Raw genomic sequence first — 19,089 nt, forward strand, 5'->3', positions numbered from 1 at the left:
CTAAACTTCCTCGGTCATACATCACCGTTCGCACACACCCAGGGCCGACGCGAACGGAATGAAGGCAAGGCAGCCCCACCGGGCAACTCGTAACCATCCTCCTGCACACGAGGCCCCGCCTGCCGAGGAAACACACATTTAGGCGGTAACCCCACTCATGCCACGAGCACCACGCAAATGCTCCATCCCCGGGTGCGAGAACCGAATCACCAACACCCGCTACTGCCCAGACCACACCGTCCACGGATGGACAGGACGAAGCCACGCACAAGGCGCAGAACACCGAGCATGGAGAGCCGCAGTCCTCAAACGCGACAAAGGTATCTGCCAACTCCGACACGCAGGCTGCACAGTCCGAGCCACCGAAGCAGACCACATCGTCAACATCAAGAGCGGCGGCGCACGCTACGACCTCAACAACGGGCGCGCAACATGCACACACTGCCACAAGATCGAAACACAACAACAGGCCCAAGAAGCCAGACGCAAAATCCGACGCACACAACCCAACTAACACAACAGGTGATACAAAACCTCAACCACCCCGGACTCCATCCCCCTCCCCGGGGGCGGCCCCAGATCGCCGGTGAGGTGCTGTTGATTTTGTTCTGCGAGAGTCTGGGGTTTTTGGGCCGCCGGGGGGTCGTGAGGTCTATTCTGAGCGGCTTTCGGGCCTTGGGTGGCCTTGTTTGACCCTGCGCCTGGTATTGCCGACTGTTTGCTTAGGATTGTTTGACCAAGGGCCTCACATCCGCTTGTTTCTGGGAATTATCCGTTACAGGGATGATAGAATTAGGGTATGGAATCGAAGCGTTGCGGATACTGTCACGGGCCAATGAACATCGTTCGCGCCGGAGCAAAGTTCTGTACGCAAAAATGCCGGGTGTATGCGCACCGCGCAGGGAAGCGCTCGCCGTTCCCCGATGCTATGACTTCTCGTGATCGCTGGGTTCGTCGTAACGCGTTCAAGCGTCCGCTATCTACTGATGGCACGCCGGCATCATCGACTGATCCGACGACATGGGATTCTTACGGTGTAGCGCAAGGCTCGACTGTTGGAGTCGGGCTGGGCTTCGTCCTTGGCGATGGTATCGGCTGTTACGACCTTGATCATTGCTTTGACGGCGGCAATCTTGCCGGATGGGCCGCTGAGGCTATCCGGTCAATCCCGGAGCCGGTGATCTTCGCCGAACTGTCGCAGTCCGGGGATGGCGTTCATGTCTTTGTCGAAGCGCCCGAGGGGCCGGGCCGGAAAATTCGCGACGGTCGCAACATTGAGCGCTACACGGTGGGCCGCTATATCGCGGTCACTGGAAACGCATTTGATTTCTAACTACTTCGTGAGGGGTGGTCAACAATGGCAGGACGTGGGCCAGCTCCAACCGGCCGCGGCGGACGCGGTTCGAACAACGGAAACCTTCGGGTGATCGTTGCTGAACCTGTTGCGCAGCCGGATCTACCAGACTTCGATGTTCAGGTAGAGATCGACGGTGAAATGACGTCTCAGACGTTCAACTGGCCAGCACGCACTCGAGAGTGGTGGCAGATGTGGGCGGATTCTCCGCTTTCGGACGATTTCACCTCAACGGATTGGTCGGAGCTTCTGGATACGGCACTGTTGCACGCTCGGTTCTGGTCGGGTGAAACCAAATTGGCCGGCGAACTGCGCCTGCGTGTTGCTAAGTTCGGAGCGACCCCAGAGGACCGCGCCCGCTTGAAGATCCAGTTCGCGGCCGCTGACGAGGCCGAAGAGCGCCGGGACCGCCGCCGACAGGGCGTGAGTAAGCCCAAGGGCGATGACCCGCGTTTGAAACTTATGGGGTGATCACGTGGCGACACTGATTGTGCCGCCGCTCGATCTTTCGTACCCGACTCTTGGGCCAGCCGTTGCCCAATTCATTGAAGAGCGATGCGTTTTTGGTCCTGGCTCGTTGAAGGGCGAACCTGCGGTGCTTGATGACGAGTTCATTGGCGCTCTGTACCGGCTCTACGAGGTTTATCCGCAAGGTCACGAACTGGCTGGCCGCCGCCGATTCTCTCGTGGCGCTATCGAATGGCGAAAGGGTATGGCCAAGACGGAGAAGGCCGCTTGGATTACGTTCTGCGAGCTTCACCCAGAAGCGCCGGTTCGGTGCGATGGGTTCGACGCGAACGGAGACCCGGTAGGGCGCCCAGTGAATCAGCCTTACATTCCGATGATGGCGGTCAACGCCGAGCAGGTTTCTGAGCTTGCTTACGGCGTCCTGAAAACTGTCATTGAGGAAGGCCCGGACTCGCATCTGTTCGATGCTTCACTAGAGCGCATCATCCGGTTGGACTATCGGGGCCGGGAGGACGGTAAGGCAGTGCCGGTGGCGAACTCGCCGGGTTCTCGCGATGGCGCGCTGACGACGTTCCAGCACTTTGACGAACCGCACCGCTTGATTCTTCCCTCGGCTAAGGCTGCGCACGAAACCATGAGTGCGAACCTGACTAAGCGTCCGCTGGAAGATCCGTGGGCGCTCTATACGTCTACGGCTGGCGCTCCGGGTGAAATGTCTATCGAAGAGGATGTGCGCCACGAAGCCGAGATGATCGACCGCGGCGAGATGGAAGCTCCGGCGTTGTTCTTCTTTGCCCGTTGGGCGGGAGACGAACATAAGGATTTCATGCCTCGCCCAGCTGCTCCAGGCGTTGAAGAGGTCACGCACGAACAGGCAATGAAAAATCGTGTGGCGGCCATCGCTGAGGCTACCGGGCCGGTCGGAGAGTTTGGCCCCGGCCAGTTCCAATCCATCGCGAAGCTATGGGATCGCCCTCGTGCGGATCTTGCGTATCTTGAACGCGTTTGGTTGAACCGGTGGCGGCGATCCGATTCGCACTTCTTTGATTCTACGAAGCTCCGCGCACTCGGTTGCCCGGGGCGTCGCATTCCGAAGGGTGCATTCGTTGCCCTCGGTTTCGACGGTGCCCGGTTCCGAGATTCCACTGCTCTAGTGGCTACGGATATCGAAACTGGGTTGCAGGAGCTTATCGGGCTGTGGGAACGGCCAGAGTTGGCTGACGATTGGGAAGTGCCCGAGGATGAAGTCACTCAGACCTTCGAATGGGCCATGTCCTATTACCGCGTCTATAAGCTCTATGGCGATCCTCCGCACTGGACCGAAACTCTTGGTTCTTGGTATGCGAAGTACCCGGATCAAGTCGAAGAGTTCTATACGAAGCGGCATGTCATGATGGCCTATACGCTTCGCGAGTATCAGGAAGCGATCGACGCTCGAAAGATCTCTTTCGGAGGTAGCCAAGATCCCGTCTGGAAGCCGATGGAGACGCCTTCTCCATACGATGACCTATTGCGCCATCTGGGCAACGCGGGCAAGAAGAAGCTGAACATGCTCGATGACTTCGGCGAACCGCTGTACGTCATGCAGAAGCAAGACGGCAAGATGCATTTGAAGTTCGACGCTGGCATGGCTGCTGTTCTGTCGTGGAAAGCACGTCTTGACGCGATCAAGGGTGGCGCCAAGCCAATCTCAACCACAACGAAGAAGCGAGTCATTCGCCGACTAAAAGCGAGGGGGTAAACGTGGCTATTGCTGTTGACCGCCCGAACACTCCGGGCTGGTGGCTCGAAAAGGCGTTCAAGAAGCGCGAGAGTCGCCTACAGCGCCTTGAAGAGCTGAACGCGTGGCACGAGGGCGACCCGCCTAAACCTGCGGCCGTGTCCGAGGCGCGTGAAGCCTTCCGTGAGTTCGAAGCCGAAGCAACCACGAACTGGGCAGAACTGATCGTTGGCTCCATGCGCGAACGCCTGTCGGTCCGCGATATCCGCACCTCGGTGTCTGGCGATCAGCCTGACGAAAAGGCGTGGAAGTTCTGGTTGGACAATAGCCTCGACGTCGAGTTCTCGACTTTTGTCGAAACGTTCCTCTGGGCGGGCGACGCCTACGCTTTGATCGGCACAGACGATGACGGCAAAGTGGTAGTCACGCATGAGGACCCTCGCGAATGCATAACGTTCCATGACCCGCTTTACCAGTCAAAGCTTCGCGCAGCTGCTAAGTTCTGGCACGACTCCGACCAAAGCCTGAGCTTCGCCACGGTCATGGTCGCCGGACGGTACTTCGATGACGGGTTGGCGCGCACCTTTGTTGCCAAGCTTGACGCCGAGGGCGATGCGCCAAAGAGCTTCGACCCCGAGGCGTGGTCATGGGATGACGAAGCTGGCGGGCCGGATGGTGTGACTCTGACGCATTCCCGCGTGCCTGTGGTTCGACTTCGCAACCGCAAGGGCAAGGGTGAATTCGAGCCGCACTTGCCGCACATGCGCCGCATCAACCGGCTAATGTTCCAGCTAACTGTCATCGTCATGTATCAGGCGTACAAGCAACGAGCAATTATCGCCGATGTTGACGATCCGGAAGCTGACGCGCAAGGGAAGCTCGCCGAGACGTTCGACGTAGACAGCTTAGAGGACGTATTGACTTCGGATCCGGGGTCATGGTTCCTTCTTCCGTCCGGCGCGAAGGTGTGGGAATCGACCCAGACTGACGTACAGGGCCTGTTGAAAGCGATCCACGACGATGAATTAGCGTTGGCGGCTGTGGCACGCCGCCCAATGGGCATGTTCGCTCCGGACAACCAATCTGCGTCAGGAGCGAGCTTCACACGTGAAGGGTTGCAGTTCGCCGTCGAGGACAAGCAAGCACGTTTGCGCCGTTTCCTCGTAGACGTGCTGCACCTCGTGTTCCTCACGGAAGGCGACGAGGAACGTGCGGCGAAATCCGATATCAGCGTGAGCTTCATGCCGGCCGAACGGTACACGATCACCGACAAAGCATCAGCTACATCGCAGATCGCGCAGAAGCTTCCGCTCCGCACGATCCTCCGTGAGGTGTGGCAGATGACCCCATCGGAGATCCAGCAGGTCGAAGCAGAGGCATCAGACGAAGCACTGCTTCTCGCCGCCCTTTCGCCCGGAGAAGCCGGACAGCAACCAGCCCAGGGTTAGAAAAGGTTTGGAGGGCAACGTGGTAACACGCCTAGACCTTGCCTACGACCGCGAGGTTCACAAGGTTCGAACACGGATCACAGCTATAGCCGAACGAACATGGCGAAGTCTCGGCGCCTACCGTGACGCCGACTTCAACCGAATGCTAGAAACTCTGATTCCACGCATCGAATCAGCCCAACAGCGAGTCGCCAACCTGACGGACGCCTATATTCGAAAACAGGCGCTCGCCGAGTTTGGCCGCGTGCAAGACGGCGCCGTGTTCGAAGCGTCTACGCAGAAGCTACGCGGCGTAGACGCGAGCACGCTTTATCATCGGCCGTTTGCGTCTACATACGCCGCCTTGTATACGGGCAAGACGGTGCAAGCGGCAATTGGCGAGGGGCAGCGGCGGCTCGTGGATATTGTGACCACCGGGATTCAGCTCTCTAAGACCCATGCGGCCGCTGCCGCAATGGAGGGAACCCGGTACACAAAGTTCATGCGAACGCTGACAGGGCGTGAAAACTGCGCCATGTGCGTGATTGCGTCCACGCAACGGTATCATCACGGCGACCTTATGCCGATCCATCCCGGCTGTGATTGTGGCGTGAAGCCTTTCACCGTGGACCCGGGCGAGGACTACCAGGTCATTGATGAAGCATTGCTGGAGTCCACTCACGATCAGATTGCTGCGAAGCTCGGCGATTCAGAGCGTGGGGCGCGCCTGCTCGGCATCGGCAAATTCGAGCAGAGCATGGTCAGTGACTACACAGATCTGATCCTGACACGAAAGCACGGCGAAATTGGGCCAGTCCTGACCTGGCGGACCGATAAGTTCACCGGCCCGGAACTGTAGCCGGGCCAAATTCAATGCTTACCCCTGCGTCACCCGACGTAGGGGTTTTCCGCGTCATGCGGTTCATTCCTGACATAGGAGCAAATAATCATGCGCAAGCGATTCACCAACCCCTACCTGATGTTCAACCAGCCGGACGGTGACGGAGGTGGCGGCAAGCCAACCAACGAACCGAAGGATACGGAAGGCGCTAAGAACGATCTGGGTTTCCCGGCCGACACGGCAGTGAAGGACATGACCCCGGATCAGCAGGCCGCCTACTGGAAGCATCAGGCGCGCAAACACGAGAGCCGAGTCAAAGCTTATGGAGATATCACTCCGGAGCAGGTGCAGGGCCTCGTAGACGAACGCGAAAACGAGCGGAAGAAGAAACTTTCTGATGCTGATCGTCAGCGTGAGGAAGCCGTTCAGAAGGCAACTACTTCGGCAAAGGCAGATGCCGCACGCCGTGAAGCCGACACCGCTTTGAAGATTGCGCTCCGTGGGCGAGTTATCGACGGTCAGGCGGCTTTCGACCGTCCTGATTTCGTCAAGGACGACGCGGCAGACGTGGACGCGATTCTCGAGTGGGTGGAGCAGAACAGCCACCCAGCCCAAGCCGGCGGAGGGTCAGGGAACCAGATCCCCGGGCAGGGCGATCGCGAGCGCATGAAAACCAGCGGCCGGGCTGCCGGCCAAGCCGAAGCATCTAAGCGCTTCGGTAAGAATTCCTAGAAAGGTCTAACGACAATGACTTCTTTGAACGTCAAGCGTTGGGATGCCCAGTCGGAGAACCGTTCGTGGCTTCGTGGCCCGCACGGCACCGAGCCGGGAGCCAATGCAAACATCACCCTCGACGTGCCGGCATTCGCTGGGCTTCACCCGAACGGGTTCATTCCTTCCGGAACCGTGGTCGGCAAGATTACGGCTTCGGGCAAGTTCGGCCCATATGATGCGGCCGCAACCGACGGCACCGAGACTCCGGCAGGTTTCCTGTTCGGCTCCCTGCCCGTGCAGGACGGCGATCTGGTAGTAGGTGGCGCGCTGTTCGACCACGGCTACGTGAACGCCGACCGTCTGCCGCTGGCATCGGGCAAGGGCGCACTGGATGCCGCAGCTCGCACTGCGCTGACCCACATCATCTTCGACTAGAAAGGACGGTGACGTAGAAAATGGCTATCGTTTTTGACGCACCTGTCAGCCCGGACGCGGGAACTGCGTTTGCTCGCGAAGTTCCCGTTGATGCGCAGAACACCCTCATTACTGAGGCACCTGCACGCACCGTTCAGGGCAACACGATCAACTTCGCGGAGATCGTGCGACGCAACCGCACCGCTCGCTACCGCTCGTTCGACGGCCGTGTGCACGTTTCCGAACGAGATCAGGCCAACGGTGGATCGGTGGGCATGATCCCGCTGTCCACCAGCACCAATATGGGTGAATACGAGCGCTTGCAGCTCGAATTCGCTCGCACTCAGGGCACCAACAAGGAAGCCCTGGTGAACGCGATCTACGACGACACCGAGATGCTGACCCGCGAGGTGCAGGCCCGTCTCGAACAGGCATGGGGCGACGTCCTCGAAGATGGCATTCTGACCATCAACGAGAACGGTCTGGTCGGCTTTGAAGCTGACTTCGGCGTCCCAGCCGAGCACAAGGTGTCTGCCGCTGTAACGTGGGCTGATTCGGCGACTTCGAAGCCGCTGACCGACATTACGCTGTGGAACGATCAGTACCGCGCCACCAACGGTGTAAGCGCCGGTGTCATGCGCACCTCACAGGCGCAGGTCCGTAACGCGTTGCGTTCGGTTGAGGTTATCAACGCCGTATACGGCTCGGCCGCTGGTCGCACCGTGGCACGTCTGGTGGATGTGAACGACTACCTGATCGGCGAAGGGCTGCCGACCTTCGGAAGCCCTTACGACACTCAGGTAGATATCGACGGCACCATGACGCGCACGATCGCGGAGAACCGCGTGATCCTGCGCCCGTCGAACTTCGCCGACCTCGGTTATACCGCATGGGGTGTCACCGTCACCGCACTGGAGCTGGTGAACTCGGCCAAGGCCGAAATGACCTTCCAGGAGGCCCCGGGCATCGTGGGGCTTGTTGTGAAGTCCGATGGCGTTCCGTTCCGCCAGTTCACCTACGTGGATGCTGTGGCAATGCCGGTCCTGAGCGCCCCTAAGCGCCTGTTGATCGCGACGGTCTAACTAATCGCTTCACTCTGCGGGCGCTCTCGTGTCTCAGCACGGAGCGCCCACAGGTGAGCCTAGGGAAGGTTTTAGAAATGAAGATCAACACTTTCGTGCATGTGCTCCACCCACGTTTCGGGGCACGGTGCTTGGCGCCCGGCGAGGTTCCAGAATGGGCGGTTCCGCTGATCACGAACCCGGACGTCATTGTTGAAGAATCTGACTTTGACGATCCGTCCGAAGATCCGGCGCCGCAAGAGATCGAAGAGCAGAGCGGTGACAACGCTTCGGGTGACGCCGTCGATGGAGATGATTCCGGCGAGAATGCCGGAGGCGATGGCGACCAACAGGAGGCCCCTGCTGAGGTGCCGATTCCACCGAAGGGTGGACGCGGTGGCTCGGCGTCGAAGTGGGCCGAATACGCGAAGTCCAAGGGCTTCGAAGTTGATGACGACGCCACTGCCGCTGATATCCGCGAAGCTCTCGAAGCTGAAGGTATCCCTACTGAGTAGTAAGCGAGGCTGAATCATGGCTGTACCGTTTGCCACCGTTGATGACGTTGCCGAAGGGTGGGCTGAACCTCTCACCGTGGAGCAGGAACGCATGGTGCAACGCTGGCTTGAAACTGCCTCGAACAATCTGCGTCTGATCGGGCGAAAGCTCGGAATTGACATCGATACATACATTCAGGGCGACGACGTGCTGATCATGGCGGCTAGAGACGCTGTTGTGGAATCGGTGCGTCGTCGCCTGATGAACCCGAACGGCATCCGGCAACGGTCCATCAGCCAAGGTGCGACGCCGTACTCCGAAACGAACTCGGAAACCGTGGACAACACGCTGTCGTCGGGCCGGTTGTATTTCTTGGACGACGAACTTCAATGGTTGCCTTCCAAACCGCGTCAACCGTTCCGGACGCTTCACGCGAAGTCGGGGTACTACAAATGATCGGCGAGACGGTTGTGGTGGTGCGCCGCGAGCAGATCGGAACCCTGCCCGGGAACATCCCGGAATACGGCGAGGTCGAAACTACCGTGGAGGACGTGCTGGTCGCTCCGGGGCCGCGTGCCGATGTTGTGGACTCGAACCGGTTGGAGGGCGTTCAGATCGCGTGGACGCTTCACTTTCCGAAAACGTTCAGCGGGTCTCTGCGGGGAACATCCGTCAAGGTGCGCGGAGAGTCAGCTTGCCCAGTCGTCGGCGACCCTAAACCTCTGACGCTGGCCAACACGCCAACCCGATGGTGGATGCCGGTCGAACTCGAAAGAGTGGAGGGCTGATGGCGAAGGTCAAAGTCAAAATGAACTCTCGCGGAGCACAACAGCTTTTGAAGTCTCCAGAGGTCCAAGCCGACATGCTTCGCCGAGCGCAGGCCGTCGCAGACGGTGCTGGAGAAGGTTTCAGCGCAGACGTGATTGTTGGACGCACGCGTGCTCGCGCTCAGGCCAAGGCTGACACGTTCGAAGCGAAGCTGAAAAACACCCGTGAACAGACGCTGCTCAAGAACATCGATCGGGGGCGTTGATGAACGTTGAGTCTTTGATCGTTGATGAATGGTTGGGTGTCCATGCAGATCTTGCGGGCCTGTTCGTGTCCACGCAGGTTCCTGGTGCGCGTCCTAGTCGATTCGTCACTGTAGAACGCACCGGCGGGCCGGAAGGGCGTATTACTGGGACGCCGATCCTCGCGGTCCAAGTATGGGCCGAGAACCGGCCGGCGGCCGGAGATCTCGCAATGCAGGTTGCCCAGGTGCTCCGCGACGCGGCAACACTGCCGTGGGTGGGCCGAGTGAACGTTTCGTCGGTCTACCACTTCCCGGACCCGGATTCGCGACAGTCCCGCTACCAGATAGTTGTCGAGCTGGTTACCAAATTCGACTGATCCCCTTTTGAAGGCGCGGCGCTTATCGAAAGGACGGCCACCGTGGCTAATCCATCTGCTGCCAACGTTTCGGTTGGCAAGCCCACTGCCGCTGGCGGCATCTACGCCGGCGACACGACCATTACCGCACCTACCGATGCCCGCACCGCACTGCCTTCTGGGCTGAACGGCATGGGGTATGTGTCCGACGAGGGCCTGACCAACTCGATTGAGACTGATACTGAAACGATCGTGGCGTGGGGTGGCGACGCGGTTCTTACAGTCCGCACCTCCCGCCAAGAAACTTTCACGTTCGTGTTCATCGAAACTCACGAGCTGGTTTTGAAGGAAGTCTACGGACCGGACAACGTGACCGTAGACGCAACTACCGGCGACATTGCGGTGCTGCACAACGCCAAGGAACTGCCGAACCGCCTATACGTGTTTGAGATCCTGATGACCGGTAACAAGGTCAAGCGCATTGTCGTACCAAACGCCAAGGTCAACGAGATCGGCGACGTGGTGTACGTGGACGGCGAGGCAATCGGTTACGAAGTCACTCTCGGCGCGTTCCCGGACGAAAACGGCAACACCGCTATCGAGTACATCGCGGAAATCGTCGCATAACTTAGCCCGCTCGGGCTTCCCAAACTGGTGGGCACGGCTCTTGTCTAGCCGCGCCGGTCGTGCCCACCTCTACCTTATTGTGCGCGGCAACCAAAGAAAGGCGTGGCAACCATGGCTGACAACATTTCCACCGTGAACATTGGCGGCAAAGAGCACCCGAAGATCCATATGGATCACTTGAAGCGTGGACAGATTCAGGGACTCAAGCCGCTTCTGGAAAAGCTCAACGAGTCGCAGGATCTAGAAGTCGCGTGGGATATTATCCCTGTCCTTTTCCCCGGCGTATCGCAGGAAGAAGCCGACGACCTGACGATTGGCGAATGCAAGAAGATCCTGTCGGATGCTGGCATCGCAAGCTTTGATGACCCGAACGCAAAGCCGGAGAGTGCGCCGCAGAACGCTGAAATCACGTTGGGGGAATCCTCGGCCTCGACCAACTCCTAGACGAGTGGGGCGAGGCGATCGAGGCGGACCTGATCGTGCGCGGGGTGCGGCTGCGAGATCTCGGCACGGACGCGCTGACGTGGAGCGACCTTCGGGCGATCGTGAATAACCTGCCGCATGATTCGGCATATTGGCGTAAACGCGAACCTGAACGGTCCCGGTGGGGTATCGCTGAGTACCTGCTCGCGATCATTGCGGATTCTTTGCGATGGCTTGTCTGGGCCAAGACGAAGGATGCGAAGCGCAACCGTAACCGGCCAAAGCCAATTCCACGTCCCGGTGACGAACCGAAGAAGCAGGAAAAGGGCAAGTTCACTGGCGCCCTGTCGCTCACCATTGACGAAGTGAAGCGCCGGCTGGCGATGAAGCGCAAATAACCACTGAAAGGAGGCCTCGCATTCGTGCGGGGCCTCCTTTTCTATGCCTTGAAACGGGGTGCCGAATGTCGATTACGTTGGCGTCTGCGATTGTGCATATCGCTCCGTCGCTACAAGGTGCGACCAAGCAGATTCAGGCTCAGCTGTCCGGTATTGACATGAAGGCACCGGGAACTAAGTTAGGTGCCCAGCTGTCCGGGGCTATAGGCGCATCCCTGAACCTGAAAACCATCGGTGCCAAGTTCAGCAATCTGGGCGGTCAGATCGGCGGTTTCGGATCAAAGCTGAACAGCGGCATTACGAAGCCAGCGCTCGGCGCGGCCGCCGCCATTGGGGGCATCGCCGCAGCCACCGGCTGGAAGCGCCTAACAGGTATCGAGAACGCGCAGGCGGCACTGAGTGGACTCGGGCACTCCGCCCAGTCCGTCGAAGCGATCATGAAGAACGCCAACGCCGCAGTGAAAGGTACAGCGTTCGGACTCGATGAAGCTGCCAGCGTGGCCGCATCGGCAGTAGCCGCCGGCGTGAAGCCCGGCAAGGAACTCGAGCGAACCCTCAAACTCACTGGCGACGCCGCGACGATCGCCGGTGTCGGAATGAACGAAATGGGTGCAATCTTCAACAAGGTTGCTGCCTCGAACAAGATCCAGGGTGATGTAATCGCCCAGCTCAACGACGCTGGCATTCCCATCATTCAGCTTCTCGGCAAGGAGCTTGGGACAACTGCCGAGGAAACACTGAAGCTGGCCAGCGAGGGCAAGGTCAACTTCGAAACCTTCCAGAAGGCCATGGAATCCGGACTTGGTGGCGCCGCTCTGAAATCCGGTGAGACCATGACCGGATCGCTCGCCAATACTCGGGCCGCGCTCGGACGCCTTGGCGCGACTGCTCTCAATGAGGTTTTCCCTCAGATCAAAACTGCACTGGGCGACTTGCAGAGCGCTTTTGATTCGCCGGAAATGAAGCAGTTCGCGACCGTTATCGGTCAGCAGCTCGGCAAGACTTTCACCACGATTTCGAACGGCATCAAGGGCGTTGTCGGTTGGTTCACTCAACTATCGCCACAGATGCAGAGCTTGGTGCTAAACGTAGCTGGGTTTGCTGTGGCGGCTGGTCCAGCTCTGATTGTGATCGGCAAGATCTCGACGGGGCTTGGTGCGGTTACGACTGCTGCCGGCGGAATGATTTCGGCGACCTCCAAGACTGTCACCGCGTTGTCCAGTTTCCGGGCGGGGTTCATGAGTAGCACCGCTGCCGCTTCAACCTTCACTGGGCGTATGGGAACCGTCGGAGGTGCAGTCCGGTCGGTGATTGGTGGAATTGCGTCCGGAACTAAAGCCCTTGTGCTGAACACAGGCGCCTGGATCAAGAACATGGCGATTCAGACCGCATCCGTCGCGAAAATGGCCGCGGTTCGCGTGGCCACCATCGCCGCAACTGTGGCACAGCGAGGGTTGAACCTCGCCATGCGCGCCAACCCAATCGGGATCGTGGTCACAGCTATTACAGCACTTGTTGCCGGGCTTGTGTGGTTCTTTACTCAGACTGAGATCGGACAGCAAATTTGGTCCGGTTTCGTGGGCTTCTTGAAAGACTCGTGGGCCAACATCACGGCGTTCTTCCAGACCAGCCTTTCGGTCATCTCGACGGTCTGGACAACCGTATGGACGTCGGTTAGCTCGTTCTTCCAAACGATCTGGACCGGAATCAGCTCGTTTTTCACCACCATATGGAACGGAATTACGACTGCGGTAAAGGTCGGGATCGGCGTAGTGAAGTCCGTCATCACCACCGTTCTGAATGCCATCAAGAATTTCTGGGGCAACGCGTGGCAATGGCACATGGACTTATTCATGTCGATCTTCCAAGGCATCAAAACATTCGGCAAGTCCGCAATGGATTGGATCAAAAACGCGATTCAGAATGGCCTGAATGCCGTTCGTTCTGTCTGGACTAATGTCTGGAACAGCATCCGCTCATTCTTCACGAATATTTGGAATGGCATCGTCGGCTTTGCTCAGTCCGCAATCGCTAACGTCCGAACTCGGATTCAGGCCGGAGTGAACGCGGTCCGTGCTGTTTGGAACTCGGTGTGGGGCGGCATCAGTTCGTTCTTCTCCAAGATCTGGCAGGGGATCGTCTCGGCAGGATCGAAGTTCATTGGATCAGTGAAGCGCACGTTCTCGGATGCGCTGAGCTTCATTCGGGATATTCCGAACAAGGTGGTTGGGTACTTCACTGGTTTGGGGTCGAAGTTGATCGCCTCGGGCAAGTCGTTGATCTCTGGATTCGTGGATGGCATCAAGCAAGGGTTTAGCAACGCTGTCGGTGCCGTACAGAACGGTATCGGCCGAATCCGTGATTTCTTCCCGTTCAGCCCGGCCAAGGAAGGCCCGTTCTCTGGCCGTGGATGGGTCGCGTACTCGGGCTTGTCTGTCGGTAAGACGTTCAGCGAATCGGTGGCTGGCGCGCTCCATGACGGGCGTAAGAGCATCGGCAATGAAATGTCGGGCATTCAAGACGAGATCAACGGTCTAGACGAGCCGCAATTCAGTGTCGGTGCTGCCGTCCCTGAGTTTGCCAGCGATCTGTCTACCGGTGGTGGTTCAGGCGACATGTCTCCTGTCGATCGCATCATCGAGGCGCTGCGTGAGCTTGCCGACCGGCCGGTGTTTGCGGAAGTCAGCGTGGGTGAAATGTCTCGCGGGCTTCGCGCTCGTTCCGGGCGCACGGGCCGCGCTAATGGGCGACCAGATCTAGGAGGGCCGACCGCATGAGCTTCGTCTTTGGCGGCGTAAACTCGGGCAGCCTCGCTGGGGTGACGGCCACGCTTACCGCGTGGCCGTCGCTCGGAGGATTAGCGCTGGATGCCGTAGACCTTCCACGCGGTGGACGGTTTTTCGCACAAATCCGGCAGACACACAGTACATTCGTGTTCGACGTGATCATTCAGGGTCCCACTCCTACGGAAACGGCGATGCGGCGCGATAACTTCGTCGGAATGATCGACCCTAGCGTCGGGCCGCGAGATCTGGTTGTGGAAACCGATCAAGACTGGAAGTTCCCCGATGTTGTGGTGTCTGGTCAGGTTGATTGGTCTCGGATGGGCTGGCAGCGCGATATCGGGTTCACGTTTCGGGCGGAGGTCACGTTCGAAACCACCAGCAAACCCCACGCGGTCGAGGTGGCGCCGGAGGTTTCAGCTTTCGTCGATAACGTGACCTTCACGCCGACCCGCGGTAACACGTCGTGTTTTCCTCGCGTTGAGTTCCCGGCCGGAGAAGAAACACTAGTCAAGATCGGTACGTGGCAGGTCGTTGTAGCGAAGCCGCGCACCGCATCGGGGACTGCGGTACTGGACTATTCCACGTGGGACTTCTACATCCACGATGGCTCAGGCAACAAGGTGGAATCTTTGGTTCCCCACATGTCGCACTTTGACCGGCCGGTGCTTCGGCAGGGCGTGCCGGTGGTTGTGTCCTGCGCTGGTGCGCCGACTGGTACGCGCCGCTTGTATCCGAACTACTGCCGCATCTAGGAGGTTCGCGTGTTTGATAACCGGTTCATGTTTTCGGGAGAGATCCCGCTGAACTTCCCGGGCTTGAACCCGGTCGCGCTCCAGCGCATCACGCCGGACACCGGGGCGTTCTACGCTGACTCCGTGGATCCGTCGCGGATGTGGGAGCGTATCCCGGGCGGCGCGAACGACGGATACCTGGCGGGCCAGTGGGGCAAGCAGATGGGCTTGAATACCGTCAACCCTGCCACTGATAAGGGCCGGTTCGAACTACCGCACTTCGCCGGACTCTGGCCCACCTCGGGGAAGTTGCTCATGGGCTTGTGGGTGAAGCAGGCCTACACCATGAGCTTCAATCCGCTCATGTCTACCCGTGGCGGCTCTGACCCGGTGGCGTATATTTCCACCGCGTCATCCTCCCAGCGCATCCGACACAATGTCTACGGTGCCGGTGGTGCCTCGGTGCTGGATCAGTACGAGACCACACCGTGGACCGGCACTCTCGGGTTCCAGTTCGTCGGCGTGCTGGTGGACTATGCCGCTCTGACGAGCCAGATGTTCAGTGTCAACGCTGACACGAAAGCCTCATGGGTCGGGCCAGCGCGGGCACTCTCCGGCGCACCGAACACGGCCAGCACAGCGAACCTTGACATTTTCAGCTTGCAGACCGCTGGCTACTGGACGGGCGGAACCTTTGACGAAGCGATCGTGGCCCACCCGGGCACAAGCTTCGACCTCGCCGGGTTCGCCGATGCCATGGCCCGCGGTCTCTGGGCGGACGGGCAAGCGGCCGGGCAAGAAGCCTACTTCGCAGTGTCCGACACGTCGGTGACTGCGCTCAACTCCCGCACCCTGAACACCGGCGCCGAACATGTCTCATGGACGATTGACCCTGTGGTGCAGGGCGCGCCGGCGGGCACTACCGCGCACTGGTCCTCCGATGGTGGGGCGACATGGACGAGCGGGGCCACGCTGCCGTCGAGCTTCACCGGCCTGCTGCGCTGGTCGATCCCGTTGGAATCCGGAGAGGTATTCACCGGCATCGAGATCACCGAGCCGACCGGACCACCGCCCACACTGGAGCCGATCGCCGCGCAGAACATGGAGCAAGGCGAGCTGGTCAATGTGCCGCTGACTTTCACAGTGGAGGGCGCCCCGCGCTGGCAGGTGGACGCGCCGGATCTGGTGACCGGGCAGGTGACCAATGGCAGCCTATCGCTAGCGGCTGGATTCAAGACCGGCACCGGCCTTGTGACCGTGACGCTCTACGACGATCTGGACCGATCGGCCACACAGACCGTTGAGGTCTACGTGAACCCGCGAGAGTATCCGGAGCCGCAGACACCACAGTATGCTGAGGCACCGATTATCCTGTGGGACGATGCCCTGCCCAATGCTGTGCTGGCCGATCCGGTGGCCGCTGTGGTCACTAACGAGGTCAACGGCGAGCAGTTCATCGAGTTCGCGATCCCGTCCGGGCACAAGCACGCGCACCTGATCCAACCTGAACGCGTGGTGCAGGTTGCGGGCGAGCCGTACCGTATTCGACGGATCACCGATGAACGCACCGGTGGGCTGGTGCTGAAACAGGTGTATGCGGAGGCGCGCTTCTATGATCTGGCTTATGCGGGGCAGATCCCGGCGCAGGAGTTCCGGCAGGTTGCCGCGGGTGACGTGATGATGCTGGCGCTACAGGGCACCGGTTGGACGCTCGGCGTCGCCAACGTGACCACGTTGCGCACCTACAGCATTGAGGACACTAACCCGCTGGCGTTGTTACGCACTGTGCAGTCCGCGCATGGTGGAGATCTGATTTTCGATAACAAGGCCAAAAAGGTTTCGCTGGTCACCAAATCCGGGCGAGACCAGGGCGTGGGGTTCTTCTACGGTAAGAACCTTACCGAGGCGAAGCGTGTTGTGGACACCACGAGCCTGATTACCCGGATCTACGCCCGTAACGCGGACGGTTTGACGATCGCCAGCGTGAACGGCGGCAAGGACTACGTGGAGGACTACAGCTACACCACCGAGTTGCGTGTGGCCGTGTATGACTTCAAGTCTGGAACCTCGCCGTTCACGATGCTGGCGATGGCGAACGCGACGCTGGCGAACCGGTCTAAGCCGTCGTACTCCTACGAGGTGACCGTGGCGGACATGTCCGCTAAGACCGGCTCGGATCTTGACCGGTTCGACGCCGGCGACTTCGTGACGGTGGTCGATTCTGAGGTAGGCATCAGCGAGAAGCAACGCATCGTAAAGCTGGAGTACGACCTGATGCGCCCGGAGAACTCGGGCATCACCCTCTCGGCGAAGCTGCGCGAGCTGGGCGGCGGATCTGGCGAGGAAGCCGGGAGTTTGGAGACCGGCGCCGGGGTCGGAACCTTCGACCTGGTGCCGTTCAATCTCCTGCTCAACGGGCGCTTCGATAATGACCGGGCGCACTGGGCACACTTTGGTGCCGAGATCGTACCGGGCAACGGTACCGGCGATTACGCGGTCGAGTTCTCTGGAGCTGGCGAGCGGTGGATCGAGCAAACCGTCCAACCCGATAACCGGACCGCCTACGCGTTCAGCATGGACGTGGAATCGGACGGGCCAGCCGGGTGGGTGCCAGACCTCGCCGTCATCGCCGAGATCACCTATGAGGACGGCACTACGGAGACCGTCACCCTAGAAATCACTTAGGAGGTGCCGTGCAAGGATCGCTGAATCTTTCGGGGCGTCCGGCCAAGGTGCGGTTGCGGGTGCGTGTGCGAGATCTTCCGGCTGGGGCATCGGTTCGGGTAACTGATCTGATGCTCCAGCCGGGGGCCGCAACCTCTGGATGGCTCCCACATACTACTGAACTGCCGTGGGCGGCGGGCATGACCAGCGACAACACGGGAGGGAGCACGCCAGTGTATTGGGACGAGATTCTGGGCAAACCTAGCCTGTTTCCGCCTACGTCGCATCAGCATTCGATCGGTGACGTGTCCGGCCTACAAGCCGCCCTCGACGGCAAGGCCTCGGCCAGCCACACCCACGCGATCGGGCAAGTCACCGGGCTACAGAGTGCGCTCGACGGGAAGTCCAACACCGGACATACCCACGCGGTCGGGGACGTGAACGGGCTTCAAACCGCGTTGGACGGGAAATCGAACACGAGCCACACTCACGCGGTGGCCACCCAATCGGCAGCGGGGTTCATGTCGGCCGCAGACAAAACGAAGCTGGATAAGACCGATCTCGGGTATCGGCAGAAGGCGGGCACTGATGCGCCCTCAACTTATCCGGGCGGCGTGAGCGTAGGTCTTGTGTCCCGCTCTGATGGCTGGCCCGCGGCTACATCATTCTGGACGCTGGTCAACTTCGGTTCCAGTACATTCGTTGCGGCCAAGGTGCAACACCTGTACCCATACAATGACCCGACGATTGCCCCGCTATATCGGATGGCGCAGACCGATGACACGTGGTCGGCCTTCGAACCTCTGCGGGGCGCATAGTCTGCCGGTCTGCGTATCTATTGCATGTTATGCAATCACGGTTACCCACCTGTCGCCAACAAGCGCCTGCGTGACATAGGCGTCGAACCATTTCTCAACTCTCAACGTTTCCAATGCTTTTCGCGCAGATATACGTCGTAGGCGAGACAACTCAATTGGTTCACCTCTCGTGTCGATCTCGAACTCTTCGCCGTAGACCTCACCGGTGGCATTAGAAACATTTCTATATTTCATTATTTGTTCCTTTAGTTTTCGTATATTACCTAACAATTATAGCATTAACTAAACAGGTTAGAATTGGCGGATTAATGCGTCTCCAGCAACCGATCTTCGCATCTAAGCCACTCGCCTCGATCAAGCTGCGCATCGTGGCCACCGATGTTCCGGACTCGGCCGCGGTGCGCATCACCGACGTGCAACTACAGGCGGGGGAGCAGGCCACCGGCGTGGTGCCGAACCCCGTCGAGGTGGCGACCACTCGTAACCGGGCGCAGTACCGCAACGGTGTGGTGAACCCGGGCATGGACGTAGTGGCCCTATCCAACGGGGATAAGGCCGCGCCGGTCCGGATGCGCGTTCTCGACGCGCAAGGCCAGACGCGCATCGGTTCGTACCGGTTCGGGCGGCTCAACGGATCAGCCACGGCCGACAGTGGGGCGCACGCCGCCACCGCTGGATGGGGCCGCGCTCCGATCATCACCGAGCGTCAAGACCTCGCCCTCGAAACCGAGATCGAGAACCGGCTACACCTTCGGCTGATGTGGAACGAAAGGACCTAAC

The 19,089-nt window shown here is 59.6% G+C and carries 23 protein-coding genes; 22 read left to right on the plus strand and 1 reads right to left on the minus strand.

The annotated features are described in order from the left end of the window. The first annotated feature begins 157 nt into the window (after nucleotides 1-157). From ACYU0X_RS02535 to ACYU0X_RS02635, 21 genes are all read left to right on the plus strand, one after another. Complete coding sequence (locus tag ACYU0X_RS02535) at nucleotides 158-514, plus strand: HNH endonuclease (RefSeq protein ID WP_461902054.1); 357 nt, start codon at nucleotides 158-160, stop codon at nucleotides 512-514. Between the two features lie 285 nt (nucleotides 515-799). Continuing rightward, nucleotides 800-1,333, plus strand: a complete 534-nt coding sequence (locus ACYU0X_RS02540; protein WP_461902055.1) for a hypothetical protein — start codon at nucleotides 800-802, stop codon at nucleotides 1,331-1,333. 24 nt (nucleotides 1,334-1,357) lie between these two features. Beyond that, complete coding sequence (locus ACYU0X_RS02545; protein WP_461902056.1) at nucleotides 1,358-1,825, plus strand: phage terminase small subunit; 468 nt, start codon at nucleotides 1,358-1,360, stop codon at nucleotides 1,823-1,825. A 124-nt stretch (nucleotides 1,826-1,949) separates the two neighbouring features. Then, complete coding sequence (locus tag ACYU0X_RS02550; RefSeq protein ID WP_461902057.1) at nucleotides 1,950-3,563, plus strand: hypothetical protein; 1,614 nt, start codon at nucleotides 1,950-1,952, stop codon at nucleotides 3,561-3,563. A gap of 2 nt (nucleotides 3,564-3,565) precedes the next feature. Further along, nucleotides 3,566-4,990: a phage portal protein gene (locus ACYU0X_RS02555; RefSeq protein WP_461902058.1), complete on the plus strand. Its 1,425-nt coding sequence runs from the start codon at nucleotides 3,566-3,568 to the stop codon at nucleotides 4,988-4,990. Nucleotides 4,991-5,132: 142 nt separating this feature from the next. Beyond that, a complete protein-coding gene (locus tag ACYU0X_RS02560) occupies nucleotides 5,133-5,828 on the plus strand; it encodes a hypothetical protein (protein ID WP_461902059.1) in 696 nt (231 codons plus the stop codon). A gap of 90 nt (nucleotides 5,829-5,918) precedes the next feature. Beyond that, a complete protein-coding gene (locus ACYU0X_RS02565; protein ID WP_461902060.1) occupies nucleotides 5,919-6,542 on the plus strand; it encodes a hypothetical protein in 624 nt (207 codons plus the stop codon). A 15-nt stretch (nucleotides 6,543-6,557) separates the two neighbouring features. Beyond that, nucleotides 6,558-6,959 carry a head decoration protein gene (locus tag ACYU0X_RS02570; RefSeq protein WP_461902061.1) on the plus strand — a complete coding sequence of 134 codons (402 nt, stop codon included), beginning with the start codon at nucleotides 6,558-6,560 and terminating at the stop codon, nucleotides 6,957-6,959. Nucleotides 6,960-6,979: 20 nt separating this feature from the next. After that, entirely contained in the window at nucleotides 6,980-8,020 is a 1,041-nt protein-coding gene (locus ACYU0X_RS02575; RefSeq protein WP_461902062.1) for a major capsid protein, read from the plus strand. Between the two features lie 77 nt (nucleotides 8,021-8,097). Continuing rightward, the gene (locus tag ACYU0X_RS02580; RefSeq protein WP_461902063.1) at nucleotides 8,098-8,514 is read left to right on the plus strand and encodes a hypothetical protein; all 417 of its coding nucleotides are present in this window, start codon (nucleotides 8,098-8,100) and stop codon (nucleotides 8,512-8,514) included. A 16-nt stretch (nucleotides 8,515-8,530) separates the two neighbouring features. Next, nucleotides 8,531-8,950, plus strand: coding sequence for a Gp19/Gp15/Gp42 family protein (locus ACYU0X_RS02585; RefSeq protein ID WP_461902064.1), 420 nt, complete (start codon nucleotides 8,531-8,533; stop codon nucleotides 8,948-8,950). Beyond that, a complete protein-coding gene (locus ACYU0X_RS02590; RefSeq protein ID WP_461902065.1) occupies nucleotides 8,947-9,282 on the plus strand; it encodes a hypothetical protein in 336 nt (111 codons plus the stop codon). The genes ACYU0X_RS02585 and ACYU0X_RS02590 overlap by 4 nt, the downstream gene beginning before the upstream one ends. Then, nucleotides 9,282-9,527: a hypothetical protein gene (locus ACYU0X_RS02595; RefSeq protein ID WP_461902066.1), complete on the plus strand. Its 246-nt coding sequence runs from the start codon at nucleotides 9,282-9,284 to the stop codon at nucleotides 9,525-9,527. Before ACYU0X_RS02590 ends, ACYU0X_RS02595 begins: the two co-directional genes overlap by 1 nt. Further along, complete coding sequence (locus ACYU0X_RS02600; RefSeq protein ID WP_461902067.1) at nucleotides 9,527-9,883, plus strand: hypothetical protein; 357 nt, start codon at nucleotides 9,527-9,529, stop codon at nucleotides 9,881-9,883. The genes ACYU0X_RS02595 and ACYU0X_RS02600 overlap by 1 nt, the downstream gene beginning before the upstream one ends. Nucleotides 9,884-9,925: 42 nt before the next feature. Then, a complete protein-coding gene (locus tag ACYU0X_RS02605; RefSeq protein ID WP_461902068.1) occupies nucleotides 9,926-10,489 on the plus strand; it encodes a phage tail tube protein in 564 nt (187 codons plus the stop codon). Nucleotides 10,490-10,600: 111 nt separating this feature from the next. After that, on the plus strand, nucleotides 10,601-10,933 hold the full coding sequence (locus ACYU0X_RS02610) for a hypothetical protein (protein WP_461902070.1): 333 nt from the start codon (nucleotides 10,601-10,603) through the stop codon (nucleotides 10,931-10,933). 35 nt (nucleotides 10,934-10,968) lie between these two features. After that, nucleotides 10,969-11,310 carry a DUF5361 domain-containing protein gene (locus ACYU0X_RS02615; protein ID WP_461902071.1) on the plus strand — a complete coding sequence of 114 codons (342 nt, stop codon included), beginning with the start codon at nucleotides 10,969-10,971 and terminating at the stop codon, nucleotides 11,308-11,310. Nucleotides 11,311-11,375: 65 nt separating this feature from the next. Next, complete coding sequence (locus ACYU0X_RS02620; RefSeq protein WP_461902073.1) at nucleotides 11,376-14,087, plus strand: tape measure protein; 2,712 nt, start codon at nucleotides 11,376-11,378, stop codon at nucleotides 14,085-14,087. After that, nucleotides 14,084-14,848 (plus strand): hypothetical protein, encoded by a 765-nt coding sequence (locus ACYU0X_RS02625; protein ID WP_461902074.1) that lies wholly within the window; start codon nucleotides 14,084-14,086, stop codon nucleotides 14,846-14,848. Before ACYU0X_RS02620 ends, ACYU0X_RS02625 begins: the two co-directional genes overlap by 4 nt. Nucleotides 14,849-14,857: 9 nt before the next feature. After that, complete coding sequence (locus ACYU0X_RS02630) at nucleotides 14,858-17,512, plus strand: phage tail spike protein (RefSeq protein WP_461902075.1); 2,655 nt, start codon at nucleotides 14,858-14,860, stop codon at nucleotides 17,510-17,512. Nucleotides 17,513-17,520: 8 nt separating this feature from the next. Next, nucleotides 17,521-18,309: a phage tail fiber repeat family protein gene (locus ACYU0X_RS02635; protein ID WP_461902077.1), complete on the plus strand. Its 789-nt coding sequence runs from the start codon at nucleotides 17,521-17,523 to the stop codon at nucleotides 18,307-18,309. A 27-nt stretch (nucleotides 18,310-18,336) separates the two neighbouring features. On the opposite strand, the gene ACYU0X_RS02640 is transcribed toward ACYU0X_RS02635, so the two are convergent. Next, nucleotides 18,337-18,543, minus strand: coding sequence for a hypothetical protein (locus ACYU0X_RS02640; protein WP_461902078.1), 207 nt, complete (start codon nucleotides 18,541-18,543; stop codon nucleotides 18,337-18,339). A 74-nt stretch (nucleotides 18,544-18,617) separates the two neighbouring features. Between ACYU0X_RS02640 and ACYU0X_RS02645 the strand changes: the two genes are divergently transcribed. Beyond that, nucleotides 18,618-19,088: a hypothetical protein gene (locus ACYU0X_RS02645; protein ID WP_461902079.1), complete on the plus strand. Its 471-nt coding sequence runs from the start codon at nucleotides 18,618-18,620 to the stop codon at nucleotides 19,086-19,088. The last annotated feature ends 1 nt before the right edge of the window (nucleotide 19,089 follow it).

The sequence above is a fragment of the Glutamicibacter sp. X7 genome, assembly GCF_054889245.1.